This is a genomic window from Lysobacter sp. A286 (genome assembly GCF_054052105.1).
On record NZ_JBSVRJ010000001.1, the window covers coordinates 218,741 to 244,413 of the forward strand.

Genomic DNA, 25,673 nt, shown 5'->3' on the forward strand with positions numbered 1-25,673 from the left:
GTTGTCGAGCGTTCCCCCGTCATCGTCGTGAAAGCGGGGGAGTCACTGGGTTCCCGCTTTCGCGGGAAGGACGGTGTAGGTCGGAATGACGGTGATAGGAGGGAATGACGCTGCGGGGGCTACATGTTGTGTGAGTTAACTTCGAGTCCGCGCGCCTTGTACTGTTTCCAGCGCTCGCGCAGCGGGCCGCGGGCCGAATCGTCGGCGGGTACCACTTCCAGTACCCGCTCGAACTCGCCCTCCACGGCGCCATCGCGCAGGTTGATGACCAGCGGCCGCAGCGCGACATCGTGCTCCGGGGTGGCGATCAGCACCGTCACCTCCTCGTCGGCCTCATCAAGGGCGTCCTCGTCATCGTCCGCACCCACGATCTGGTGCGGGATGAAGGCGTCGGGATCGAAGGACCACAGCAGGTCGTCGAGCAGCTCGGCCTGGGCGGTGTCGCGGGCCAGCACCAGCGTTGCCAGGCCGGCGTCGCTGGCCTTGCGGGCCAGCTCGCAGACCAGCAGCAGCGGCTCCTCGCGGAACCGCGGCTTGGCGATCAGGTAGAAGTCGGCGCGCACGGCAGCCGGTCTACTTGGCGGCCTGGTCGAGCAGCCACTGGCTCAGCAAGCCGACCGGGCGGCCGGTGGCCATGCCGCGCTTGCCGTCGTCGCTGCCGCTGCCGGCAATGTCCAGGTGCGCCCAGCGCTGGCCTTCGGTGAAGCGCGACAGGAAGCAGCCGGCGGTGATGGCGCCGGCCCAGCGGCCGCCGATGTTGTAGACGTCGGCATAGGTCGAGTCGAGCATGCCCTGGTACTCGTCCCACAGCGGCAGGCGCCAGGCGCGGTCGAACACGTTTTCGCCGGCGGCCAGCAGTTCGTTGGCGAGGCCGTCGTCCTTGCTCATCAGGCCGGACGCGTACTTGCCCAGCGCGACCATGCAGGCGCCGGTCAGGGTGGCGACATCGACCAGTGCCGCTGGCTCGTACTTCTGCGCATAGGTCAGCGCGTCGCACAGGATCAGCCGGCCCTCGGCATCGGTGTTGCCGACTTCAATCGTCTTGCCGGACATGCTGGTCAGCACGTCGGACGGGCGGTAGGCGTCGGCGTCGGGCATGTTCTCCACCGCCGGCACGATCACCACCAGATTGATCGGCAACTGCATGCCGACGGCGGCGACGAAGGTGCCCATCACGGTGGCGCCGCCGCACATGTCGAACTTCATCTCCTCAATCCCGCCCTGGGTCTTGAGGTTGATGCCGCCGGTGTCGAAGGTGATGCCCTTGCCGACCAGCACGTATGGCTTGGCGTCGCCGCCGCCGTCGTACTTCAGCGCGATGAGCTTGGGCGGGTTGGCCGAGCCGCGGCCGACCGCGAGCAGCGAGCCCATGCCGAGCTTTTCCATCGCGGCGACGTCGAGCACTTCGCAACTGGTGTTGTCGAAGCGGCCGGCGAACTCCTGCGCCTGCTGCGCGAGGTAGGCCGGGTTGCAGATATTCGGCGGCAGGTTGCCGAGCTCGCGGGCGAAAGCGACGCCGGCGGCGATGGCCTGGCCCTGGGCGACCGCAAGTTGATGCTCGGCGTCACTCTGGCCGGCGGGTGCATGCATGGACAGCTTGCGCAGGCCCGGCTCGCCGGCTTTGGCCTTGTTCTTGTCGCCCAGCGTCGCGGAATAGCGGTAGCAGGCGTGATCGGCGGCGATCGCGGCCTGGCGGACGGCCCAGGCGCTGTCGCGGCCGGTCACCGGGGCGTCGGTCAAGGTGAACAAGGCATGGCTCACCGGGCCGGTCTTGAGTGCGTTGGCGGTATCGGCGACCGCCTTGAGGTACTGCGGCACACCAAACTTGCCCGCCTCGCCCAGGCCGATCACCAACACCCGCGGGGCGCTCACGCCGGGCAGGTCGTGCAGCAACGCGGTCTTGCCGGCCTTGCCGCTGACATCACCGCGCGCCAGCAATGCTTGCAGCCGACCACCGGAGGCCTGGTCCACGGCGCTGCCGGTGGTGGTCAGGGAGTTGTCGGAAAACGCGCCGACGACGATGCAGTCCACCTTGGCAGCGGCGGGAGCGTCGTGGTTCAGGTCAAATTCGAGGGCCATGCAACAGATTCCAAGGGAAGTGAAAGGAGGATTCGCGGCGCCCGGGCGGCGAAAACGGTCGATCCGGGCGACAATGTCGGCCGGATCGCGCGCGGCGCGGCCGGCGTGAACCGTGCGAATGAACCATCGAGTCTAAAGCAAGCCCCTGTCTTTATAAAAAGAACGCAACCATAGGCCGCCGATGTCCAAGCTCGACCGTTACCTGCTGAGCGAACTCGCCCAATCGACCTTCGCCGCCTTGGTGGTGCTGCTGATCGTCAGCGTTGGTGGGGTGATCACCGACGTACTCAAGGACATTGCCTCGGGCCGGCTGCCGGCGGGGCTGATGCTGGCCCAGCTCGGCCTGGTGTTGCTCAACTGGTTGCCGCTGATCCTGCCGTTGGCGCTGATGCTGGGCATCATGATCGGCGTCGGCCGGCTGTACCGCGACTCGGAAATGCCGGTGGTTGCCGCCATGGGCATTGGTCCCAGGCAACTGCTGCGGCCAGTGCTGACGCTGGTGCTGCCGGTCGTGCTGGTGGTCGCGTTGTGTTCGTTGTGGCTGGGGCCGATGGCCGAGCGTATCTCGCGCCAGATGATCAACGAGGCCAACCGCAACCTGGTGATCTCCGGGCTGGAGCCGGGCAGCTTCACCGAGATTCCTGGCGGTGGCGGGGTGGTCTACGTGGGTGCGATGTCCAGTGACGGCAGCCAGTTCCGGCGGATCTTCATCTACCGCCAATCGGAAGGACGGCTGGATGTCACCACGTCCAACAGTGGCGCGCTCAGCGTGGACGACAGCGGTGAGCGCTACCTGACCCTGGACGACGGCTTCCAGGTGGAAGGGCCGATGGACACGGGGCTGGACTACCGGTTGATGCGCTATGCCAGCAACGAGGTGCGCCTGCCGGCCGGTCGCCAGCGCTTCGACCCGGACGATCCGGAAGTACTTCCCACCACCGAGCTGTTTGGCGACCCGCGTCGTGCCGCCAACGCGCAGTTGCATGTCCGGTTGGCGCCGCCGCTGCTGACCCTGGCGTTCGCGCTGCTGGCGATCCCGCTGGCGCGTACCACCCCGCGCCAGGCGCGCTATGGCGGAATGATGATGGGCTTTTTCGCCTACTTGATCGGCATGAACCTGGTGTTGATGGGCGAGGACTGGCTGGTTACCGGGCGGATCGCGCCCGCGCTGGGCTTGTGGTGGCTGGTACTACCGCTGCTGGGCGGATCGCTATGGCTGTATTTCAACGATGGCCGGATGCGCCGTAGTCGACTGCCGAAGGTGCAGGAGGCGGGGCCATGATGCCGTTTCCGAAGATCCACGACCTGTACCTGGGCCGAGTGGTGATTGGCAGCGTGTTGTTGACCTGGGCGGTGTTGCTGGGGCTGGACATGATGCTGGCGCTGGTCTCCGAGTTTGGCAGCGTGGGCGAGGGCAATTACGGCGCGATGGAGGCGTTCGTCTACATCCTGTACACGGTGCCGCGGCACGCCTACGCGCTCTTCCCGACGGCTGCGGTGATCGGCTCGCTGATGGCGCTGGGCCAGCTTGCCGCGACCTCGGAGTTGACCGCGCTGCGGGCCATTGGCTTGTCACGGCAACGCATGACCATCGCTGTTGGCGCAGCACTGGCGTTGTTGACGCTGCTGATGGTGGTCAACGGCGAGACCCTGGCGCCCTGGGGGCAGCGCAGCGCCGATGCGCTGAAGGCGTCATCGAAGTCCAAGAACATGATCGTCGCCCGCTATTCCGGGGTGTGGGCACGCGAAGGCGCGGTCATCCTGAATGCCGAAGGTGGCGAGGAGCACGACACGGGCGCCGACCGATGGCTGGAGCTGCATGACGTGCGCTTGTACGAGTTCGAGGACGACGGCCGGCTGAAGTCGCTCGCACTGGTGAAGGTCGCCGAGCACCGTCCTGGGGGTTGGCTGTTGCGCGACGTGACCCGGACCACGTTTGGCGAGGATTCGGTCACCCGCACCCAAGTCGCCCAAGAGCGTTGGGAGTCCGAGCTGGATGCCACCGCGTTGAGCGCGGACATCGACCGGCCGCGCTATTTGAGCACCCGCGAATTGCGCGAGGCGATGCAGTACCGCGCCCGCAACGGGCTGGATGCGCGTGACTACGAGGAAAATTACTGGGGCCGCTGGTTCTACGCTATCAACGTCCTGGCACTGTGCCTGGCCGCGATCCCGTTTGCATTCGGCAGCCTGCGCAGCGGCGGGATGGGCAAGCGGCTGTTCATCGGTATCGTCTTTGCGCTGGGCTTCTGGTTGCTACAGACCCAGTTCGTGAAAATGGCGAGTGCGTTCAAGTTCGACTTCCGGCTGGCGTATGCGTTGCCAACGATGATCATGGTCGGGGTGTCGATGTACCTGTTCAAACGGCGATCGGGTTAGGGAAGCCAGACGGCCCTGTTCCTAGACGACCGTGTTCAGCGTGCCCGGACGGGATCGCGGCGCATCCTGGTGCCGCTGGCGCGGTCGTGCCAGGTCAGCCGGTCGCGGTCGATCCAGGCCCACCAGAAACCCAGCCCGCCCAACAGCAGCGACAAGTTGCCGACGGCGTAACGGACCAGCAGGGCGCGCCAACCGGGGCTGCGACCGTCGGCTGCCACCACCCGCAGCCGCCACGGCCGCATGCCCAGGGTCTGGCCGCCGTAGCGCCAGCTGGCGATGGCATAGGCGGCGGTGATGCTCCACAGCGCCGCGAACTCGAATAATCCCCACACGCCGCCGGTGATGGCGTCGCGGTGCACGGCGACGAAGATCGCGGCCACCAGCAGCCACAGTCCGAGCGCCGCGAAGAAGTCGTACATCAATGACAACAGCCGCCAGCCGATCAGGGCTGCGGTGGCGTGCGTCGTTGACGGTCGGGTTTCCGTTGGGTTCTGGGTCATTGGCGTGCGGCGGATCGGTTTCGGCGGGCGAGATGGGATAGACATGACGCGATAGGCATGACGCGGTGATCGGCAAGTCTAGGGCAAGCCTTCGCGCTGCGGCTAAGCTGGGTGGATGAGCCCGTCTACCGCCTCCGACCGCCGTCGACACGCGATGGCCATGCCGCCGGTGCCGGACGCGGACGCAGTGGTGATCGCCGCGTTCCTGGATGCGGTCTGGGCCGAGAACGGCTTGTCCCAGTCAACCCTGGCCAGCTATCGGCGTGACTTGGAGGGGTTTTCCCGGTGGCGCGGCGGGAGCGACGGCGGCTTGGCCGGCGCTGACCGGAGCGGCCTTTTTGCGTACCTGTCCGCGCGTGCGGCGCAACAGTATTCGCCACGCAGCAACGCCCGGTTGTTGTCATCGTTGCGTGCGTTCTACGCCTGGCGGGTGCGTCACGGTGAGCGCGCCGACGACCCAACGGCATTGCTGGATCCGCCCCGGTTGCCCCGCCCGTTGCCCAAGGCGCTGACCGAGAGCCAGATCGAGGCCTTGCTGCGCGCGCCCGACATCGATACCCCGCTGGGGCTGCGTGACCGGGCGATGCTGGAGCTGATGTATGCCTGCGGCCTGCGGGCGAGCGAACTGGTCAACCTGCCTTCCACGGCGATCAACCTGCGCCAGGGGGTGTTGCGGGTGACCGGTAAGGGCAGCAAGGAGCGTCTGGTACCGCTGGGAGAGGAGGCGCAGTACTGGGTCGAACGCTACATCACCGGCGCCCGGTCGCAGTTGGCGGGGAAGCGCGTACTGGCGCCGCTGTTCATCGCCGACAGCGGCCAGCCGCCGACCCGCCAGCAACTGTGGCAGTTGGTCAAGCGCTACGCCGCCGTCGCCGGTATCGACCCGGCACGGATCAGTCCGCACGGACTGCGCCACAGCTTCGCGACCCACTTGCTGAACCACGGCGCCGACCTTCGCGCGCTGCAGATGCTGCTCGGCCACAGCTCGCTGTCGACCACCCAGATCTACACCCTGGTCGCCCGCGAGCAGCTCAAGCAACTGCATGCCAAGCACCACCCGCGCGGGTAGGGGCCGGGCGGCGGACGTGCCACAATTCGGGATTCCCTCCGGGGCGGTGTCCTTGCCGCCCAGCACCCAGGACAGTCCATGAAGCGTCTCCTCCTTGTCGCCGCGCTTGGCGCGATCAGCGTTTCCGCCTGCGCGAAGACGCCCGGCCCGGACAGCGACGGCTCCGTGCCGGCTGCGGCCGCACCGGCGACGGTGGAACCGGTTGCCGGTACCGCAGAGGCCCGCGCGGTGGCGGCCATCGAGCGACTCAATCCCCGCGTGAAGATCGAACATATTGGTCCCGCGCCGCTGCCGGGCTTCCGCGAGGCGGTGGTCGGTGGTCAGGTCATCTATGTCAGCGACGATGGCCGCTACCTGTTCCTGGCCGGCGCCGGCGGTGCGCTGCTGGATACCCGGACCCAGGAAAACCTCAGCGAAGGCACCTTGGGGAGCATGCGCACCAAGTTGCTGGCGACCATCCCGGCCAGCGAGCGGATCGTGTTCGCGCCGCCGAACCCGAAGCACACCGTCACCGTGTTCACCGACGTGGAATGCGGCTATTGCCGCAAGATGCACAGCCAGATCAAGGAATACAACGACCAGGGCATCGCCGTGGAATACCTGGCGTTCCCGCGGATGGGGATCGGCAGCGAGGACTTCGAGAAGATGGTCTCGGTGTGGTGCGCGTCCGATCGCAAGGCGGCGTTGACCACGGCCAAGACCACCGGTGGTGTCGCCGAAAAGGACTGCAAGAACACCGTCACCATGCAGTACAACATCGGCCAGCGCGTCGGCCTGACCGGGACGCCGATGATCATTGCCGCCGATGGCACCCAGCTCGGTGGCTACGTGCCGCCCAAGGCGCTGCGCGAGGCACTGGATAAAATGGCCGCACAAGACGCGCCCAGCGGCGGCGTCTGAGCGCTTTGGCCCGGGACTGGCTTACAATGGCCGGCCCGCCGACCTGTGGTTCCCGGACATGATCGTCCTTGAGGGCGCTTCCGCCCTGTCCGCGTTCCGTCGTGAACGCCTGCAAGCCCGCCTCCAGACCCTCCACCCCGGGATTCGCCTGCTCGATGCATGGCCGGTCTACTGGGTCCAGCCCGAGCCCGGCGCCAGTCCCGACGATGCCGCGCTGCGCCGGATACTGCATGCCGAACCCGCCGCCGCCGCGCGTGCCGACGGCGCGGTCTCGCGTTATGTCACCCCCCGGTTGGGCACGATGTCGCCCTGGGCGAGCAAGGCCACCGACCTGCTGCACGGGGCCAACCTGGCGGTTCAGCGTGTCGAGCACGGGACCCGTTACGACTTCGCCGGCTGGCCCACCGATGCGGCCGTCCAGCGTGCGTTGGCCAAGGCGCTGCACGACCCGATGACGCAATCGTTGCTGGAGTCCCGCGACCACGCCGCCGCGTTGTTCGTGACCCCGGCGCGCGGCGAGCTTGAGCGCATCGAGCTGGCCGAGCTGGAAGTAGCCAACGACCGCCTGGGCCTGGCCTTGGCCGAGGACGAGATCGCCTACCTGCGCGAGCGTTACACCGCGCTGGGTCGTGCGCCTTCGGACGTCGAACTGATGATGTTCGCCCAGGCCAACTCCGAGCATTGCCGGCACAAGATCTTCAACGCGTCGTGGACCATCGACGGAGTTGCGCAGTCCACCTCGCTGTTCAAGATGATCAAGCACACCCACGCGCAGACCCCGGAGAACACGCTGTCGGCCTACAGCGACAACGCGGCGGTGGTGGCGGGCTACACCAGCCAGCGGTTCCGGCCCGACCCGGCGACCGGTGGCTATCGCGCCGAGGCGCCGGTCGAGTCGGCGTTCTGCATCAAGGTCGAGACCCATAACCACCCGACCGCGATTTCCCCGTTTGCCGGCGCCTCCACCGGCAACGGCGGCGAGATCCGCGACGAAGGCGCGACTGGTCGTGGTGGCAAGCCGAAGGCCGGATTGTGTGGGTTCTCCGTCTCGCACCTGCGTATCCCGACCCTGCCGCAGCCGTGGGAGGGCGAACGCACCTTGAATCCGCGCATGGCGCCGGCACTGGAAATCATGCTCGACGGCCCGCTGGGCGCGGCGGCGTTCAACAACGAGTTCGGCCGTCCCAACCTGGTCGGCTACTTCCGCACGTTCGAGCTGGGCGAAGGCGAGCTGACCCGCGCCTACGACAAACCGATCATGCTGGCCGGCGGGCTGGGCGCGATCGACCGTAACCAGGTCGAGAAGCTTGGCCTCAAGCCCGGTCATGCGGTCATCGTGCTCGGGGGTCCATCGATGCTGATCGGCCTGGGCGGCGGCGCGGCCAGCTCGGTGGCCTCCGGTGACAGTCACGAGGCGCTGGATTTTGCCAGCGTCCAGCGCGACAACCCCGAAATGGAGCGGCGCTGCCAGGAAGTGATCGACCATTGCGTCGCACTGGGCGCAGCCAACCCGATCGACAGCGCCCACGACGTCGGTGCCGGCGGCCTGTCCAACGCGATCCCCGAATTGCTGCACGACTCGCAACTGGGCGGGGTGATCGACCTGGCCAAGGTGCCCAGTGACGACCCCTCGCTGTCGCCGATGCAACTGTGGTGCAACGAGTCGCAGGAGCGTTACGTGCTGGGCCTGCCGGCCGACCGCGTAGCCGAGTTCGCCGCGATCTGCGAGCGCGAGCGCTGCCCGTTCGCCGTGGTGGGTCATGCCACCGCCGAGGAGCGGTTGGTGGTCGGGTATGGCGCGACCATAGAAACCGTTTACGGCGAAGCCGCAGCAGATTCCCTTCTCCCGCAAACGGGAGAAGGGGCCAACAGCCTTTGGCCAATCGATCTCCCCATGGACTTGTTGTTCGGCAAGGCGCCGAAGATGCAGCGCGACACCCATCGGCCCGACGACGCGCCGTGGCCGGCGCTGGACTGGAGCGGGCTGGACCTGCGCGACGCCGCGCTGCGGGTGATGGCGCATCCGACCGTGGCTTCCAAGCAGTTCCTGATCACCATCGGCGACCGCAGTGTCGGCGGCTTGACTGCGCGCGACCAGATGGTCGGGCCCTGGCAGGTACCGGTGGCAGATTGCGCGATTACCTTCGCCGGTTTTGATGGCTTCACTGGTGAAGCAATGGCGATCGGTGAGCGCGCGCCACTGGCATTGCTCGACTCGGCCGCTGCGGCTCGGATGGCGGTTGGCGAGGCGATCACCAATTTATGCGCGGCGCCAGTGGAATCACTCAACCGGGTCAAGCTGTCGGCCAACTGGATGGCGGCGGCCGGGCACGACGGCGACGATGCGTTGCTGTTCGACGCGGTCCGCGCGGTGGGCCTGGAACTGTGCCCGCAGATCGAACTGAGCATCCCGGTCGGCAAGGATTCGCTGTCGATGCAGGCGCAGTGGCAGGCGGATGGCGATCACGACAAGGGCGGGCCGCAAAAATCGGTTTCGCCGGTGTCGCTGGTCGTCACCGCGTTCGCACCGGTGGTCGACGTGCGCCAACAACTGACTCCCTTGCTTGCTCGCGAGGAAGATTCGGAGTTGTGGCTGATCGGTCTTGGCGCCGGCAAGCAGCGTCTTGGCGGCTCGGTGCTGGCCCAGGTGCATCCCAACGCGGTGGCTGGCAACGACGGCAGTGGCGCAGGTTCCCAGGTAAGCCGGTTGCCGGCGTTTGCCGGACAGCCGTCCGAGGACGGTCGCCGTGATGCCGGCGTGCCGGACCTCGACGAGCCCAAGCGCCTGCGCGACTTCTTCGAGCTGATCCGCGAGGCGCGCGAGGCCAATTTGTTGCAGGCTTACCACGACCGCTCCGACGGTGGCGCGTTCGCGACGCTGTGCGAGATGGCGTTCTGCTCGCGCCTGGGCCTGGAGATCAACCTGGATGGCTGGGGTGAGGATCCGTTCCGCACCCTGTTCAACGAAGAGCTCGGCGCGGTGGTCCAGATTGCCGCCGAGGACCGGGCGGATTTCGCCGACCTGGTCGCACATCACGGCCTGATCGATTGTGCTCAGCGCATTGCACGGCCAACCACGGCCCCGGTGATCCGGATCAGCGAGGAAGCCGGGACCCTGGTCGAATGGCGTTGGGACGAGTTGTTCGATGCCTGGTGGTCGACCAGCCATGCGATGCAGAAGCTGCGCGACAACCCCGATTGCGCCGACCAGGAGCGCAGCGCCGCACGCGACTTCAACGCGCCGGGGCTGATGCCAAAACTGGGCTTCGACCCGGCCGAGGACATCGTGGCGCCGTACATCAACCTTGGTACTCGACCGAAGGTGGCGATCCTGCGCGAGCAGGGCGTCAACGGCCAGATCGAGATGGCGGCGGCCTTCGACCGTGCCGGCTTCGAGGCGTTCGACGTGCACATGAGCGACCTGATCGCCGGGCGCGTCGTGCTGGACGGCTTCAAGGGCTTGGCTGCCTGCGGTGGCTTCAGCTACGGCGACGTGCTCGGCGCCGGTCGCGGCTGGGCCACCAGCATCCTCGAGCGCAGCGCCTTGCGCGACCAGTTCGCAGCGTTCTTCGCCCGCGACGACAGCTTCACCCTGGGCGTCTGCAACGGCTGCCAGATGCTCAGCCAGCTCAAGCCGATCATCCCCGGCGCCGAGCACTGGCCGAGTTTCCTGCGCAATCGCAGCGAGCAGTTCGAAGCCCGCCTGAGCCTGTTGGAAGTGGTCGAATCGCCGTCGCTGTTCCTGCGCGGCATGGCCGGATCAAGGATCCCGGTGGTGGTGTCCCACGGTGAGGGCCGCGCCGCCTTCGACAACCCGTCCGACCGCGCCGCAACCAACGCCGCGGCCCGCTACGTCGACGCCGACGGCTCCTCCGCCAGCCTGTATCCGGCCAACCCGAACGGTTCGGCCGACGCGATCGCTGCCGTCACCAGCGCCGACGGCCGCGCCACCATCCTGATGCCGCACCCCGAGCGCACCCTGCGCACCGCCAACCTGAGCTGGGCCCCGCGCGAATGGGGCGAGGATTCCCCATGGCTGCGGATGTTCCGCAACGCACGGGTGTTCGTCGACTGAGTCGCTGGTGTTGTGTTCTTCAGGCTCGGCGGGTGTCGAATCGATTGAACTCTGCCAGGAAATTGATACTGCCCGTTTACGGATGGGCGGATTGGGGAATTTGAAAGGAACCTGGGCGAACCGATGAAGGTTGTTTCCCGAGTCAACCGGCTGATCCAGCTCAGTGCCCAGCGACTGATGGCTCGGTTCCCGAGGCTGCGTTCGTGGATTGGTCGATGTCTCGATCAGGGAGCAATGCCGTACTTCGAGGACGGTCACTTCTACTCACCGGTGGTGGACCCGGCGCAGGCACGTCACTCCGCATCGACACTCTGGCCAAGCGGCCATCCGCGCCCAATCCCCAACGTGGACTTTGCACACGAAACCCAGCGCAAGACCATCTCCGAAATTCTACGGCCGCATCTAGGTGACTTCGACTATATCGACGGTTCCGGGGACAGGTCTGAAAACCGGTTTCAAATGGATAATGATCAGTTTTCCGGCCTGGATGCCAGGTTGCTGTTCTGCATCCTGCGCCACTACACGCCGCGACGGATCGTGGAAGTGGGGTCCGGCTACTCGACGCTGCTCATGTGCGATGTCAATCGCCGTTTCCTCGGCGGGCGTAGTTCGATCGAATGCATCGAGCCGTTTCCTCGCGAATTCCTCCTCGGTATGGGTGGGGAGATAGCGCTCCACCGACTCCCGGTGCAGCAGGTTCCAATGACCGTGTTCGACCGGCTGGAAGGGGGCGATATCCTGTTCATCGACTCGTCTCATGTGGCCAAGACTGGCAGCGATGTCAATCACCTGTTCTTCGAAGTCTTGCCGCGCTTGGCACCGGGGGTCATCGTCCATGTGCATGACATTTTCCTCCCCTTCGAGTATCCGGAGCACTGGGTGGTCAATGAGCGGCGCTCATGGAATGAGCAATATTTGCTGCGCGCGCTGTTGATGGACTCGGACTCATACGAAGTGTTGTTTGGTGCTGCGTACGCGGACCATCACTTTCAGTCCGAACTGAAGGCAGTCCATGAGATTGCTGGCCAGCGCTACCGGGGCGGTGCCAGCTTCTGGATGACCAAACGTCGATAGCCCCCGACAGGGCGCCGCTTCCACCCGACGCCGGGCTTTTGCTCCCTGTCGTTTCTTGCCCGGCAGCGAAGTTCCACCTCCTGGAAACCGACTGAGCCACGAGCCGATGGCCACCGCAACCGACCTGCTAAAGTCAGCCGTTGAAGGACTCGGAGAGTGATGTGAGCGCAGCTGCAGACACACTCGCGGGCGGCACGGATGGTCACGGCATCGGCAGCAATCCTGTCGACGAACCGATCGTCGACGCCCTGCTCGCGAAAGGCCGGCTCAAGGAAGCCGACCTCGGCCGCGCGCGCCGGCTGCAGGCCGAGACCGGTGGTAGCCTGCTCGCCCTGCTGACCCGGCTCGGGCTGGTGTCCGAGCGCGACCATGCCGAGACCGTGGCGACGGTGCTGTGCTTGCCGCTGGTGAGCACGAAGACAGTACCGGAACTGCCGCCCGACGGCGTGCAACTGACCACCAAGTTCATGAAGCAATTCGCGATCGTGGCGGTGGCCGAAACCGACCAGATGGTCGAGGTGATCGCCGCCGACCCGCAGGACACCTACACCCTCGACGCGGTGCGACTGGCGACCGGCCGCGAGGTCCGCGCCAGCGTCGCATTGCGCTCGGAAATCGACGAGCTGATCGAGCGCTGGCACGGCCAGGGCCGCAGCGCGATGGGTGCGATCATCGAGACCGCCGAGGGCGAGGGCAGCGACCTGGACGATGTCGAGCACCTGCGCGACCTCGCCTCCGAGGCGCCGGTGATCCGTCTGGTCAACCTCGTCATCCAGCGTGCGGTCGAGCTGCGCGCCTCCGACATCCACATCGAGCCGTTCGAGAACCGGCTCAAGGTGCGCTACCGCGTCGACGGCGTGCTGATCGACGGCGAGAGCCCGCCGGTCAACCTGACCGCGGCGGTGATCAGCCGCATCAAGATCATGGCCAAGCTCAACATTGCCGAGCGCCGGCTGCCGCAGGACGGCCGGATCATGCTGCGGGTGCAGGGCAAGGAGTTGGATCTGCGTGTCAGCACGGTGCCGACCGCGCATGGCGAGAGCGTGGTGATGCGCCTGCTGGACCGCGAGTCGGTGGTGCTGGATTTCCACCAGTTGGGTTTCACCGACGAGTTCCTGCCGCAGTTCCAGCACGTGTTGCAGCAACCGCACGGGATCTTGCTGGTGACCGGCCCGACCGGCTCGGGCAAGACCACCACGCTGTACGCCGCGCTGAGCAATCTCAACACACCCGACGTCAAGATCATTACCGTCGAGGATCCGGTCGAGTACCAGATCGAGGGCATCAACCAGATCCAGGCCAAGCCGCAGATCGGGCTGGATTTCTCCCAGGCGTTGCGCTCGATCGTGCGCCAGGATCCGGACATCATCATGATCGGCGAGATGCGCGACCTGGAGACCGCGCGCATCGCGATCCAGTCGGCGCTGACCGGTCACCTGGTGTTGTCCACGCTGCACACCAACAACGCCGCCGGTGGCATCACCCGTCTGCTCGACATGGGCGTGGAGGACTATCTGCTGACCTCGACCGTCAACGGCATCCTGGCCCAGCGATTGGTGCGCAAACTGGAGCCGACCCACGCCGAGCGTTACCCGGCTTCGCCGGAGCAGATCGAGAAGTTCGGCCTGCGCCGCTACCAACCCGATGGCGACATCCATCTGTACCGTCCGGTCGCCTCGCCGCTGGCACCGACGGGCTACAAGGGGCGTTCCACGATCATGGAATTCATGGTCCTGAATGACGACCTGCGCCGTGCCGTCATGCGCCACGCCGGCATGGGCGAGATCGAGCGCATCGCCCGCGACGCCGGCATGCGCACCATGTACGAGGACGGCATCATCAAGGCGCTGGCCGGCCTGACCACCATCGAGGAAGTGCTGCGCGTGACCGAGGATGCATGAGATGGTCATCCCCGTTTCGACCGTCATACCCGCAAAGGCGGGAGCCCCTGCGACATCAACCCACACCGTCATTCCCGCGCAGGCGGGAATCCGTCCGGCGTCAGGACACTCCGTCATTCCCGCGAAAGCGGGAACCCAGTGCCTCATCGCCACTACCCGCACAGGAACGTCATGGAACGACAGCCTGCCACTTACCTCTTGGCCAGCGCTCGCAACGGGATTTTGTACGTCGGTGTAACCAGCAATCTCGTGAATCGGATTTGGGAGCATCGAAATCACGTAATGAAGGGCTTCACCGAAAAGCACGGCGTCACACACTTGGTGTGGTACGAAATGCACGACACCATGGAGGCCGCCATCAGTCACGAGAAACGGATCAAGAAGTGGCGGAGGGACTGGAAGATGCAACTGATCGAGAAAACCAATCCCTACTGGAATGATCTTTGGCCGCAGATAACCGGCGCGGAGGCCGAAGTCGCTGGGTTCCCGCTTTCGCGGGAATGACGGCGGGAATCAACCCCATGCCCCTCTACAACTACAAGGCGATCAACGCGCGCGGCGACATGCTGGACGGCCAGATGGAGGCTGCCAGCAATGCCGAGGTGGCTGCGCGCCTGCAGGAGCAGGGGCATCTGCCGGTCGAGACGCGGCTGGCCAGCGAGGGGGGCGGGGCGTCGCTCTGGCAGGGGCTGTTCCAGGCCAGGCCGTTTGCCGGTGAGCGGCTGGTCCAGTTCACCCAGCAACTGGCGACGCTGCTCGGTGCGGGCCAACCGTTGGACCGCGCGCTGACGATCCTGCTGGAGTTGCCCGAGGACGAGGCGGCCAGGCGCGTGGTCAGTGACGTGCGTGACGCGGTGCGCGGCGGGATGTCGTTGTCGACCGCGCTGGAGCGCCAGCACGGCACGTTTTCGCGGCTGTACGTCAACATGGTCCGGGCCGGCGAGGCCGGTGGCAGCCTGGACGAGACCCTGGCGCGACTGGCCGATTACCTGGAGCGCTCACGGGCGATGCAGGGGCGGGTGATCAATGCGTTGATCTATCCGGCCATCCTGCTGGTGATGGTTGGGCTGAGCCTGCTGTTCCTGCTCGGCTACGTGGTGCCGCAGTTCGCGCTGATGTACGAAAGCCTGGATGCGCAGTTGCCGTTCTTCACCCGGATCGTGCTGGGCGTTGGCTTGTTCGTGCGCGACTGGTGGATTTTCCTGATCGTGGTGCCGGCGTTGCTGCTGCTGTGGATCGATCGCAAGCGCCGGGACCCGGTGTTTCGCGAGGCGCTCGACGGCTGGGTACTGCGCCGCCGTTTCTTTGGTGGACTGGTCGCCAAGGTCGAGACCGCACGGTTGGCGCGTACGCTGGGCACGCTGGTGCGCAATGGTGTGCCATTGATGGGCGCGCTCGGTATCGCGCAGAAGGTGATGGACAACCGGGTCCTGGCCGCGGACGTCAGCGCCGCCAGCGAGGAGGTCAAGAACGGTGTCGCGCTGTCGACCGCGCTCGGTCGTGGCAAGCGTTTCCCGCGCCTGGCGCTGCAGATGATCCAGGTCGGCGAGGAATCCGGCGAGCTTGATGCGATGCTGGTCAAGACCGCCGAGACGTTCGAACATCAGACCTCGCTGGCACTGGACCGGATGCTGGCGGCGCTGGTGCCGATCGTCACCGTGGTGCTGGCCGGCGTAGTTGGCATGGTGGTGATGGCGGTGCTGACCCCGCTGTACGACCTCACCAACCAGATCGGGTAAGTCAGACGAGCAAAGCACACCATTGAACCCACACAGGACCTCCGCAATGCACAACAGCCGTTCCCTGACCCGAAACTTCCGGCCCCGGAATTTCCGTGCCCCTTCCGCCGCAAAACAGGCCGGCATGAGCCTGATCGAGATCATCATCGTGATCGTGCTGATCGGCGCGGTGCTGACCTTCGTCGGTTCGCGCGTGCTCGGCGGCGCCGATCGCGCCAAGGCCAACCTGGCCAAGTCGCAGGTGATGACCGTGGCGCAGAAGGTCGAGGCATTCCAGATGGACACCGGCCGGCTGCCGGCGGCGCTGGACGAGCTGGTCACCGAGCCCGGTGACGCGCCCGGATGGCTGGGGCCGTACGCCAAGTCAGCCGAGCTGAATGATCCCTGGGGCCATCCGATGGAGTACCGCGTGCCGGGCGAGAGTGGTGATTTCGATCTGACGATCCTGGGCAAGGATGGCAAGGTCGGCGGTAGTAGCGTCGATGGCGATATTCACTACCAGTGACGTGGCACACCGTGGGCGGTCCAGGCCGCTTCGCCGGTGACCGGGATGCGGTGGCGCCAGGCAGGCGTCTCGTTGCTGGAGATGCTGCTGGTGGTCGCGCTGATCGCGGCGGCCAGCCTGTTGGCGATGGCGGCGTTCAGCGGCGGGATGAAGGGTGCCCAGTTGCGTTCGGCGGCCAAGCAGGTCGCCGCCGAGCTGCGCTACACGCAGTCGCGGGCGATCGTCACCGGGCAGCCGCAACGCTTTGTGATCGACCCGCAAGCGCGTACCTGGCAGGGACCGGGCGACCACCACGGCGAGATCCCTGCGGCCCTGCAAGTACGGTTCATCGGCGCGCGTGAGGCACAGCCCAGTGAGCGCGAGGGCGCGGTGCTGTTTTTCCCGGACGGGGCGGCGACCGGCGGCCGGGTGCAGTTGGGTCGTGATGGCGCGAAATGGAACATCGACGTGGCCTGGCTGACCGGGCAGGTCACCGTGGAACGCTCGGGGCCGGGTGACTGATGGCCGGGCGTTCCGGCCATCAGTGCCGCATGCGGGGCGGTTGCGTCCCGCGCGGCCGTCGGCAACGCGGTTACACCTTGATCGAGGTGATCGTCGCGTTCGCGCTGCTGGCCGTCGCGTTGACCTTGCTGCTGGGCACGTTGTCGGGGGCAACCTCGCAGGTGCGCTGGTCCGGCGATGCGGGGCGCGCGACGCTGCACGCGCAATCGCTGCTGGACACGGTCGGGGTCGTGGAGCCGGTGCAACCGGGCCAGCGCCATGGCGAGTTCGATGACGGCCGCTATCGCTGGTCGTTGCAGGTGGCCGCTTGGCGTGACCCGGCGCTGGCCAAGATGCCCGTCGCGCTTTCCGGTCCTCAACTGCTTGAAGTGGTGCTGGATGTGACCTGGGGCGACGGTGGTCCACGCGAACGCCTGCAGATGCGCACCCTTCGGCTGGTGGCGGCCGAGCCGGCGGACGGATGGCCATGAGCGCGCTCCGCATGCCGGGGCCGCGCGCGCCGCACTCGAGTACGCGGCAGACAAACGTGGTGCCAACCGGCGCCCGGCGTCGGCGGATGGCCGGGTTCACGCTGATCGAAGTGTTGCTGGCGACGGTGTTGCTGGCCGCGGGGCTGGCGCTGGCCTTCGCCACCCTGTCGGCCGCCAGCCAGACCACGACCCGCGGCGAGCTGCTGGCGCAACGCAGCGAGCAGGTGCGCGCGGTGGAAGGCTTCCTGCGCAAGCGGCTGGCGGCGGCCCGGCCGCTTGCCTTCAGCACCGGACAAGACGATGCGTTGCCGCGGTACTTCATCGGTGAACCGGGGCGGATACGATTCGTCGCCAACTTGCCCGATTACCTCGGCCGGGGCGGTCCGTACCTGCATGACTTCCGTGTCGAGGCCGACCCGCAGCAGGTCAGGGTCGTGCTGGCGCTCAATATCGTCGTGGCGGGGCAGACCATCGAGGATCCCGAACAGCGGCCTGCGGAGTTGCTGGCCGACGGTCTGGGCGCGGTCGCGTTCCGCTACCGCGGGATGGATCCCGATCGCCCGGGCCTGGGCGACTGGCAAGACAGCTGGGACCACGCCGGCCAACTGCCGCGACTGGTCGAGGTGGAGTTCACCGACGCGGACGGACGCAAATGGCCGACGTTGGTGGTCGCACTGCCCCAGGCGGGGGCCGTTGCCGGTATCGCGCCGGGTGCAGGCTGGTGAGGGTGCCCGACAGGTCTGGCGTGAGGCCGCGACGGGCCGCGAAGTCCGCCCTCCGCGGGGCGGCCTTGTTGCTGGTGCTATGGCTGATCGTGCTGTTGACCGCGCTGGTCGGCTCGTTTGCAATGGTGGCCCGGGTGGAGCACATGCAGGGACGCGTACTGGTGCGCGGACTGGCGGCCGATGGCTCGGCCCGCGCCGGCGTGGAGTACGCGATCAGCCGGTTGCAGGCCACCGACCCACGCTTGCAATGGGTGCCCGATGGCCGCTTGTACCCATGGAGCTATGCCGGCGCGCAGGTCGAGATCCGGATCGTCGACGAGAGCGGCAAGATCGACCTCAACCAGGCCGGCGCGCCGTTGCTGGCGGGACTGTTGCACGAACTGGGCAGCGATCGGGTCGAGGCTTCGCAGCTGGCGGCGGCGATCATCGATTGGCGCGATCCTGGCAGCCTGACCCAGGTGGCAGGCGGCGCGGAGGACCAGGATTACGCGTCCGCGGGTCGTGGCTATGGCGCCAAGGACGCCCCTTTCGAAAGCATCACCGAGCTGGAGCAGGTACTGGGTTTCACGCCGACTCTGTATGCCGGTTTGTCGCCCCATGTGACCGTGCATGGCGGGCTGCCGCACCCCAATCCTGCATTCGCATCGCAGCCGGTGTTGAACGCATTGGGCCTGGACGGTGCGGCCATCGTGGGGCAACGCGGCCGTCCCGCGCAGCGCCAGGCGGGGGTCAACATCGGCATCGGCGCACGCCCCGGCGGTACGTATAGTATTGACAGCCGCGCCCGGCTCGCCAACGGGCGGCAGTCCGGGTTGCGGGTCGTGGTGCGCACGGGCGCGGGCCGCTTGCCCGGGATGGCCTACACCGTGCTGGATTGGGACATGTCGTATTGGAGCATGTCGCATTGGGGCGCGTCGGATTTGGACGCGTTGGATCGAAGACAGGGAGCCTCGTCAAAATGAGCCAGATCGCTTCCAGTACCGGCAGTCGCCTGGGCGATTTCGGCACGCGCCTGGCCCCGGGTGTTGCCGGGCTCTGGCGCTGGTGGGGGCGCTCACTGGCGGAATGGTTGCCGCCGCGGCTGCGCCAGGCACTGGGCTTCGATCGTGGCCGGCTGCTGCTGCACGTGGATGGCGACGACCTGCAACTGCGCCTGCAACAGGGTGATGAGCTGCGTGACCTGGCGCGAGTGCCGCTGGCGGATATCTCCGGCCCATCCGATCCGCTGGACCGGCTGCTGGGCCGCGGGCAGGACGACCTGCCGCGCTGGTTGTTGCTGGCGCCAGCGACCAGCCTGCGTCGCCGCCTGGTCCTGCCCGCCGCGGCAAGTGACCGGCTGCGTGATGTGGTGGGTTTCGAGATTGATCGACAAACGCCATTCCGTGCCGATGCGGTCGCGTTCGATGCCCGGGTAGCGGGGCGGCGCGAAAGCGATGGCCAACTCGATGTAGAACTGGTGGTCGTCCCGCGGCAGGTGTTGGAGCCGGCATTGGACCGGCTGGGTGCGCTGGCCTCGACCCTGGCCGGGGTCGACGTGGCGGCGGACGACGGCGTGCCATTGGGAGTCAACCTGCTGCCGGTGGCCCAACGTCGGCTTCATCGCGATCCGTGGGCGATCTGGAACGCCGCGTTGGCGGCGGTCACGCTGGTTGCCGTGGCAGCGCTGCTGTGGCAATTGCTGGATAACCGCCGCACGGCGGCCGACGCATTGGAGCAGGCAATGGCCGCCCAGGCCGATGCAGGGCGTCAGGCCGCCGCCCAGCGCCATCAACTGGCCAGCCTGGTGGAAGGCCAGGCGTTCCTGGACCAGGCCCGGGCCCGGCGGCCCACCGCGATCGAGATCATGGACGAGTTGACCGTGCGGCTGCCCGACCATACCTACCTGGAAAAGCTCGCAATCAATGACGACCAGTTGTTGCTGATCGGCCTGAGTGGCCAGGCGGCGGCCCTGATCGGCCAGTTGCAAGGGGCACAGGCGTGGAGCTCGCCGGCGCTGGCCGGCGCCCTGCAACCCGATCCCGGCAGCAGCCGTGATCGTTTTACCCTGACCGCGAAACTGGCGGTCGCCGCGCCGCCCGCGCCAACACCACCAACGCCCGGGGAGCTCGCCGATGGCGCTGCCAAGCCGGATCGCTGAACGCCTGGGTGGCCGGGACCGCTGGCTGGCGTTGGCGCTGCTGGTGGTGGTGCTGGGCATTGTCTATGCGTTGTTGATCCACCCGTGGTGGACGGTTCCCATGGCCGACGCGAACCAGCGCATCGAGTCGCTGCAACAACGTGAACTGCGCCTGCGCGCACACCTGCAACAGGCGCCGCAGGTCGCACGCCGACTGGAGCAGGTGCAGGCACGACAGAAGCAGCTTCCGGGATTCCTGCCCGAGGCCAACCCGGAGTTGGCGACGGCGAGCCTGATCCAGCGACTGGAGACGGTGGTGCTCCAGGCCAGCCCGGGCAATCGCAGTTGCGCCATCACCAATCGCTCGCCGCTCGACTCCGATAACCGCGAGTCCTATACCCGGGTGACGGTGCAGGTGCGGTTGCTGTGCGGGACCCCCGAGCTGGCCAAGGCGCTCGATCTCCTGGAGAGCGGCGCCCCCAGGCTGTTCGTCGACAACCTCAATATCCTGGCCCGCGGCCGCTTCCTCAGTCGCGGTACGCCCAGCGGTGCCGGGGGGCTGGACGTGTCGTTCGACCTGTATGGCTATCTGGCGCCTCCCGCGTCGCCGGTGGTATCCGACGCTGCCGCCGGGGTGAGCCATGCGGATTGATGACGCCGGCCCGCGAACCCGGCTGCTGGCCGCTGTCGCCGGTTGCGCCGTGTTGGCCTGGGCGCTGGCCGTGGCCGGGATGGGAGGGCGTGTCGCGCCGCTGGATGACGCATCCGGCGTGCTGGCGCCGTTGCCGCCACTGCCCGCTGCGCCGGCGCCCCGGCCGGCCGCCCCGGGCGAGCATGAAGCCATTGCCGCACGCCCGTTGTTCTCGCCCGATCGCACCCCGCAGCCGTTTTTCCTGGAAAACGGCGATGGTGAGGGTGAGACGCAGGGCTTCAACTACGTGCTGACCAGTGTGCTGCTCACGCCCCGGCTGCAGTTGGCAATCCTGCAGCCACCGGACGGCAGCGCCTCGTTCCGGGTTCGACTCCAGCACGGCCCCGAGCCCCATCCCGCCTGGCGCCTGGTCGAGCTGGACGAGCGCAGCGCGGTATTCGAGGGGCCGGAAGGGCGCCGCACCTTGCCGCTTCGGGTATTCGACGGCGTGGGAGGCTCGCCGCCAACCGTTCTGGGCAGGTCCGATGGGGCTGCCGAGGGTCAGCGTCGCGCGCCCTCGCCGGCACCGGCTGAAACCCCCTTGCGGCGCGCGGATGACGCCCCGGAGCCGGTCTTCCCCGATGACCCGCAAGCACCGGTCCGCGGGCAGTCACCCGCACCAGCCTCGCCCGATGGCACCGCGCAGGACGCGTTGGGTACCGCTGCCGACCCACCGGCCACCGATGCGGCGCAGATGGATGCGATCCGTCAGCGCATCCAGGCGCGACGTGAGAAATTGCGCAACCCACCCGAACTGAAACCACCGGCCAACAACCGCTAGAGTGAATGCAATGAAGCAACGCCCCACCGATCACTCGTCATCGTCGCCGGCTCGCTTGTCCTCCACGCGGTCGGGGTCGGCCGTGATTCGCCTGGTCATTGCCTGCCTGATGGTCGCCGGCCTGGTGGCGGGATGTGCCAGCACGGCGGTGCCCAACGTCCGCCGTGACGGGCCGCCGAACCCGACCGGGGCGGCGGGGGTGCAGATACGCACCGCGGGAACCTCCCCGGCCACGGTGGTTGATGGCGTGCCAGTGCAGTCGCCGGAAGATGCGGAGACCGGATTGCAGCCCCGGATCCACCGCGGCACCGGCCAGGTCATCAACCGTTCCGCCGCAGCGGCACCGCGACCCAATGCGGGTGGCACCAGCGGGCAGGCCACCTTCAACTTCGAAGGTGAGTCCCTGCATGCGGTGGCCAAGGCGATCCTTGGCGACATGCTGGGCCAGAACTACGTGATCGCGCCCGGTGTGCAGGGCACCGTGACCCTGGCTACGCCGAACCCGGTCAGCCCGGCCGAGGCGATCAGCCTGCTCGATCAGGTGCTGGGCTGGAACAACGCCCGCATGGTCTACAGCGGCGGCCGCTACAACATCGTGCCGGCCGACCAGGCGCTGGCCGGCACCGTCGCCCCGCGTACCGGCAGCGCCGCCAACGCGCGCGGTTTCGAGGTCCGCACGGTGCCGCTGCGCTATGTCGCTGCCGAGGAAATGAAGAAGATCCTCGAGCCGTATGCGCGCCCCGGCGCGATCATCGGCACCGATGCGTCGCGCAACGTGATCAGTGTCGGCGGTACCCGCGCGGAGTTGCAGAATTACCTGCGCACGATCGAGGTCTTCGACGTCGACTGGTTGTCGGGCATGTCGGTGGGCGTGTTCCCGTTGCAATCGGGCAAGGCTGACCGGGTGGTCGCTGATCTGGAGAAAGTGTTCGGCGAGAGCAGCAAATCGCCGGTGGCCGGGATGTTCCGCTTCATGCCACTGGAGGGTGCCAACGCGGTGATGGTGATCACCCCGCAGGCGGAATACCTCGACCAGATCCAGCAATGGCTTGAGCGCATCGATGGCGCGGGCGGTTCGGTGCAGCTGTACACCTACCAGCTCAAGTACATCAAGGCGCGTGACCTGGCCGATCGTCTGTCAGAGGTGTTTGGCGGTTCATCGGCGGGCTCGGGCGGCGGCGACGGGCCTTCGCTGATGCCGGGGCTGCAATCGGCGGAGATATCGTCCAGCGACTCCGGCTCCAGCGTAGTACTGGGCAACAACGCGAACGTCGGCGGCAGGGGTGGACGCAGCGGCAGAGGCGGGCGCAGTGGTGGTTCCGGCGGCGGTGAGATGTCGCTGGATGCGGCGCAAAGCGGCAATGGTAGCGTCAGCCTGGAGATTCAGGGCGACAAGGTCGGCGTGTCCGCGGTGGAGGAGACCAACGCGCTGCTGATCCGCTCGACCCCGCAAGCCTGGCAGTCGATCAAGGACGTGATCGTCCAGCTCGACGTGATGCCGATGCAGGTCCATATCGAGGCGCAGGTGGTCGAGGTGCAGCTCAGTGGCGCGCTGGAGTACGGCGTCAACTGGTTCTTCGAGCGCGCCGTGACCGACGCCGGCTTGCCGAGTGCCGTCGGCCGGGATACCTGGAGCACCCTGGCCGGCAGCGTGCAGGGCGACGCGGGAAGTGGCAGTCCCGCCGGAATGGCGTGGACGTTCCTGGGGCGCAATGCCGCCGCGGTCATCAGCGCGCTCGACTCGGTAACCGACGTCAACATGTTGCAGACCCCCTCGGTGGTGGTGCGCAACAACGCGCAGGCGGAGTTCAACGTCGGCAGCCGGATCCCGGTGTCCTCGGTCACCGTCAACCCCGGCCTGGGCGGCGACAACAGCTACAGCCAGGTCGAGTACCTGGACACCGGCGTGATCCTCAAGGTCCGACCGCGGGTGACCCAGGACGGCATGGTGTTCCTGGACATCGTGCAGGAGGTCAGCGCGCCCGGCGGTGACCCGGACAAGTACGGCAACGTGCGGATCGACACCCGCAAGCTCAAGACCGAGGCGGCGATCCAGAGTGGCGACACGGTGATGCTGGCCGGCCTGATCCGCGATGGCGTGACGCGCGGCTCGAAGGGCTTCCCGGGCCTGAGCCGGATCCCGGTGATCGGTGGCCTGTTTGGCACCCAGAGTTCCACGACCCATCGTGAGGAAACCATCGTCCTGCTGACCCCGACCATCATCAGGAACCCGCAGGAGGCGCGCGAGATGACCGACGAGTACGGCCGCCAGTTCCGCGCGCTGGAGCCGTTGTACCGTCAGCCCAAGCCGTGACCTGGACCTTCACTTTCGGGCCGGACGCGCCCCATGGCTGAACTGCCCATCGTTGTGTTTCCGGTCGGTGCCGACGACACCGCGCTCGACGCCAGCCTGGCAGCATTGGAGGCGGCGACCCCGGCGGGGACCCGGGTCTGGCTGGCTGACGACGCCCTGGCGGGTCCGCGCGGCTACGCGATCATCGAACATTGGATGTCGCGCACCGCGTTGAAGGCCGACTACACCCGTCGCCAGCGCAGCATCGGCGAGCTGGCGCACCTGGACGAGATACTGGCCGCTTGCGGCGATGCCGACGTCGCCGTGCTCGCCGCCGATGCGGTGCCAGTGGCCGGCTGGCTCGATGCAATGGCCGCCTGCCTGGGCAGCGACGGCGCAATCGCCACCGTCAGTGCCTGGAGTAACGCCGGCGAGGCGGCGGCCTGGCCGCGGATCGGCGAGATCGATCCCATGCCGGCCGATCCCGAGCGGCTGGGACGCGCTGCCGCGGGGATGCCTGAAATTCATCCCGAGCTGCCTGCCGCGATCAGTCACGCCGTGGTGTTGCGCGGCAGCGCGCGCCAGCGTGCCGGCGGGCTGGACGTGGCCAGTTACGGATCCTGGTATGCCGGCCTGATCGACTTGTCGTTGCGACTGTCCGGCTTGGGTTGGCGCAATGTGTTGTGCGAGTCGGCGTTCGTCGCCCGCCCGGCAGAGGGCGCGGCGTTCGAGGGCGACATGGATCGCCTCGCGGCGCGCTGGCCGGACTGGCATGCGCGACTGGCCGCTTTCCTGATGCGCGATCCGCTGCACGGCGCGCGCGAGCAGCTGGGCCAGTTGCTGGCTTCGATTGGGCCACCGGTGCCACAGGCCGATCTGTTTCCGCCGCCCGACGCGATGGTGGATGCATCCACCGGGCAGGATCGAACGTGACCAATCCAGTGCCCGCTGCCACCATGCCGGCTGCCGACATTGCCGTGGTCGTAGTGACCCACCAGAGCGCGTCGACCATTGACGACTGCCTGGGCCGCTTGCGCGCGGCCATCGGCGTCGCTGCGATCCGGGTAGTGGACAACCTGTCCGACGACGGCAGCCTGGAGATCATCCAGCGCCACGCCACCGCCGACCCGCGCGTGCGATTCATCGCCAACCCGGACAACCCCGGATTCGGGGTGGCCTGCAACCAGGGCGCGGCGGATGTCGCCAGCCGCGCGCCGGGATGCGAGTGGCTGGCCTTCGTCAATCCCGACGCGATGGTCGAGCACGACACGCTTTCCCGCCTGCGGGCGTTGGCGATCGACGCAACCACTCCCGGACACATCCTGCTGGGCGCTGACCTGGTCGGCGAGGATGGAGTGCGTGACCCTGCTGCGCGTCGCCACGCCGCCGATTTCGGCGCCATGCTGGCCGGCTGGTTCAACCGCACAAACCGCAGCTCCGGAGGCGCCGACATGGCGATCCCGGCAGACGACGCCCAGGTGCTGCAGCCGGTGGCGGCGATCTCCGGGGCGTTGATGTTCCTGTCGCGCCGCCTGTTCGAGCAGATTGGAGGATTCGACGAGGACTACCGCCTGCATGCCGAGGACCTGGATCTGTGCCGCCGGATCGCCGGGCTTGGCGCAACCATTGCCGTCGCCAACCAGGTCCGCGTGGTTCACGTGCGCGGCGTGTCGAGCCGGTCGCGGCCGGTGTTCGTCGAGTGGCACAAGCACCGCGGCCTGTGGCGCTACTTCCGCAAGTTCGAGGCGCCCCGCCGCGGCGTACTGGCGCGCGCGGCCGTCTGGCTGGCGATCTGGCTGCACTTCCTGCAGGTCTTGACCCGGCAACTGATTGCCCAACTGATCAATGGAGATCGTTGACGCCGCGCGCGAAGCC

Annotated in this window: 23 protein-coding genes; 20 read left to right on the forward strand and 3 right to left on the reverse strand. The window is 67.3% G+C overall.

From position 1 onward, the window contains the following. Window positions 1-119 precede the first annotated feature (119 nt). Window positions 120-563, reverse strand: coding sequence for a DNA polymerase III subunit chi (locus ACW7G0_RS01035; protein ID WP_456987096.1), 444 nt, complete (start codon window positions 561-563; stop codon window positions 120-122). Between the two features lie 10 nt (window positions 564-573). After that, window positions 574-2,079 (reverse strand): leucyl aminopeptidase, encoded by a 1,506-nt coding sequence (locus ACW7G0_RS01040; protein ID WP_456987098.1) that lies wholly within the window; start codon window positions 2,077-2,079, stop codon window positions 574-576. A 181-nt stretch (window positions 2,080-2,260) separates the two neighbouring features. Here ACW7G0_RS01040 and lptF point away from each other — a divergent pair, with 181 nt between their 5' ends. Together lptF and lptG are read left to right on the forward strand one after the other, a co-directional pair. Then, the gene (lptF, locus tag ACW7G0_RS01045; RefSeq protein ID WP_456987099.1) at window positions 2,261-3,361 is read left to right on the forward strand and encodes an LPS export ABC transporter permease LptF; all 1,101 of its coding nucleotides are present in this window, start codon (window positions 2,261-2,263) and stop codon (window positions 3,359-3,361) included. Further along, window positions 3,358-4,458: an LPS export ABC transporter permease LptG gene (lptG, locus tag ACW7G0_RS01050; protein WP_456987101.1), complete on the forward strand. Its 1,101-nt coding sequence runs from the start codon at window positions 3,358-3,360 to the stop codon at window positions 4,456-4,458. Before lptF ends, lptG begins: the two co-directional genes overlap by 4 nt. A gap of 35 nt (window positions 4,459-4,493) precedes the next feature. On the opposite strand, the gene ACW7G0_RS01055 is transcribed toward lptG, so the two are convergent. After that, window positions 4,494-4,958: an RDD family protein gene (locus tag ACW7G0_RS01055; RefSeq protein WP_456987103.1), complete on the reverse strand. Its 465-nt coding sequence runs from the start codon at window positions 4,956-4,958 to the stop codon at window positions 4,494-4,496. 115 nt (window positions 4,959-5,073) lie between these two features. On the opposite strand from ACW7G0_RS01055, the gene xerD reads away from it, so the two are divergent. From xerD to ACW7G0_RS01145, 18 genes are all read left to right on the forward strand, one after another. Then, window positions 5,074-6,027 carry a site-specific tyrosine recombinase XerD gene (gene xerD / locus ACW7G0_RS01060; protein ID WP_456987104.1) on the forward strand — a complete coding sequence of 318 codons (954 nt, stop codon included), beginning with the start codon at window positions 5,074-5,076 and terminating at the stop codon, window positions 6,025-6,027. A gap of 78 nt (window positions 6,028-6,105) precedes the next feature. Continuing rightward, window positions 6,106-6,927, forward strand: a complete 822-nt coding sequence (locus ACW7G0_RS01065) for a thioredoxin fold domain-containing protein (protein WP_456987106.1) — start codon at window positions 6,106-6,108, stop codon at window positions 6,925-6,927. Between the two features lie 58 nt (window positions 6,928-6,985). Further along, on the forward strand, window positions 6,986-11,002 hold the full coding sequence (gene purL / locus ACW7G0_RS01070; RefSeq protein WP_456987107.1) for a phosphoribosylformylglycinamidine synthase: 4,017 nt from the start codon (window positions 6,986-6,988) through the stop codon (window positions 11,000-11,002). Between the two features lie 123 nt (window positions 11,003-11,125). After that, on the forward strand, window positions 11,126-12,076 hold the full coding sequence (locus ACW7G0_RS01075) for a class I SAM-dependent methyltransferase (protein WP_456987109.1): 951 nt from the start codon (window positions 11,126-11,128) through the stop codon (window positions 12,074-12,076). 209 nt (window positions 12,077-12,285) lie between these two features. Next, complete coding sequence (gene gspE / locus ACW7G0_RS01080; RefSeq protein WP_456989409.1) at window positions 12,286-13,977, forward strand: type II secretion system ATPase GspE; 1,692 nt, start codon at window positions 12,286-12,288, stop codon at window positions 13,975-13,977. Between the two features lie 171 nt (window positions 13,978-14,148). Further along, window positions 14,149-14,481 carry a GIY-YIG nuclease family protein gene (locus tag ACW7G0_RS01085; protein ID WP_456987110.1) on the forward strand — a complete coding sequence of 111 codons (333 nt, stop codon included), beginning with the start codon at window positions 14,149-14,151 and terminating at the stop codon, window positions 14,479-14,481. 17 nt (window positions 14,482-14,498) lie between these two features. Beyond that, window positions 14,499-15,716, forward strand: a complete 1,218-nt coding sequence (gene xpsF / locus ACW7G0_RS01090; protein WP_456987112.1) for a type II secretion system protein XpsF — start codon at window positions 14,499-14,501, stop codon at window positions 15,714-15,716. A 46-nt stretch (window positions 15,717-15,762) separates the two neighbouring features. After that, window positions 15,763-16,221 carry a type II secretion system major pseudopilin GspG gene (gene gspG, locus ACW7G0_RS01095; protein ID WP_456987114.1) on the forward strand — a complete coding sequence of 153 codons (459 nt, stop codon included), beginning with the start codon at window positions 15,763-15,765 and terminating at the stop codon, window positions 16,219-16,221. Between the two features lie 45 nt (window positions 16,222-16,266). Next, complete coding sequence (gene xpsH, locus ACW7G0_RS01100; protein ID WP_456987115.1) at window positions 16,267-16,722, forward strand: type II secretion system protein XpsH; 456 nt, start codon at window positions 16,267-16,269, stop codon at window positions 16,720-16,722. 29 nt (window positions 16,723-16,751) lie between these two features. Then, complete coding sequence (xpsI, locus tag ACW7G0_RS01105) at window positions 16,752-17,192, forward strand: type II secretion system protein XpsI (RefSeq protein ID WP_456987117.1); 441 nt, start codon at window positions 16,752-16,754, stop codon at window positions 17,190-17,192. 86 nt (window positions 17,193-17,278) lie between these two features. Beyond that, window positions 17,279-17,917 (forward strand): prepilin-type N-terminal cleavage/methylation domain-containing protein, encoded by a 639-nt coding sequence (locus tag ACW7G0_RS01110; RefSeq protein ID WP_456989410.1) that lies wholly within the window; start codon window positions 17,279-17,281, stop codon window positions 17,915-17,917. Between the two features lie 68 nt (window positions 17,918-17,985). Further along, window positions 17,986-18,879, forward strand: a complete 894-nt coding sequence (locus ACW7G0_RS01115; RefSeq protein WP_456987119.1) for a general secretion pathway protein GspK — start codon at window positions 17,986-17,988, stop codon at window positions 18,877-18,879. Next, a complete protein-coding gene (locus ACW7G0_RS01120) occupies window positions 18,876-20,054 on the forward strand; it encodes a PilN domain-containing protein (RefSeq protein WP_456987120.1) in 1,179 nt (392 codons plus the stop codon). Before ACW7G0_RS01115 ends, ACW7G0_RS01120 begins: the two co-directional genes overlap by 4 nt. Continuing rightward, window positions 20,029-20,685, forward strand: a complete 657-nt coding sequence (gene gspM, locus ACW7G0_RS01125) for a type II secretion system protein GspM (RefSeq protein ID WP_456987121.1) — start codon at window positions 20,029-20,031, stop codon at window positions 20,683-20,685. Before ACW7G0_RS01120 ends, gspM begins: the two co-directional genes overlap by 26 nt. Beyond that, window positions 20,675-21,505 carry a type II secretion system protein XpsN gene (locus ACW7G0_RS01130; RefSeq protein WP_456987123.1) on the forward strand — a complete coding sequence of 277 codons (831 nt, stop codon included), beginning with the start codon at window positions 20,675-20,677 and terminating at the stop codon, window positions 21,503-21,505. The genes gspM and ACW7G0_RS01130 overlap by 11 nt, the downstream gene beginning before the upstream one ends. 109 nt (window positions 21,506-21,614) lie before the next feature. Then, entirely contained in the window at window positions 21,615-23,819 is a 2,205-nt protein-coding gene (gene gspD / locus ACW7G0_RS01135; protein ID WP_456989411.1) for a type II secretion system secretin GspD, read from the forward strand. A gap of 33 nt (window positions 23,820-23,852) precedes the next feature. Further along, window positions 23,853-24,731, forward strand: a complete 879-nt coding sequence (locus ACW7G0_RS01140; protein WP_456987124.1) for a glycosyltransferase — start codon at window positions 23,853-23,855, stop codon at window positions 24,729-24,731. A 23-nt stretch (window positions 24,732-24,754) separates the two neighbouring features. Further along, entirely contained in the window at window positions 24,755-25,657 is a 903-nt protein-coding gene (locus ACW7G0_RS01145; protein WP_456989412.1) for a glycosyltransferase family 2 protein, read from the forward strand. Window positions 25,658-25,673: the final 16 nt, after the last annotated feature.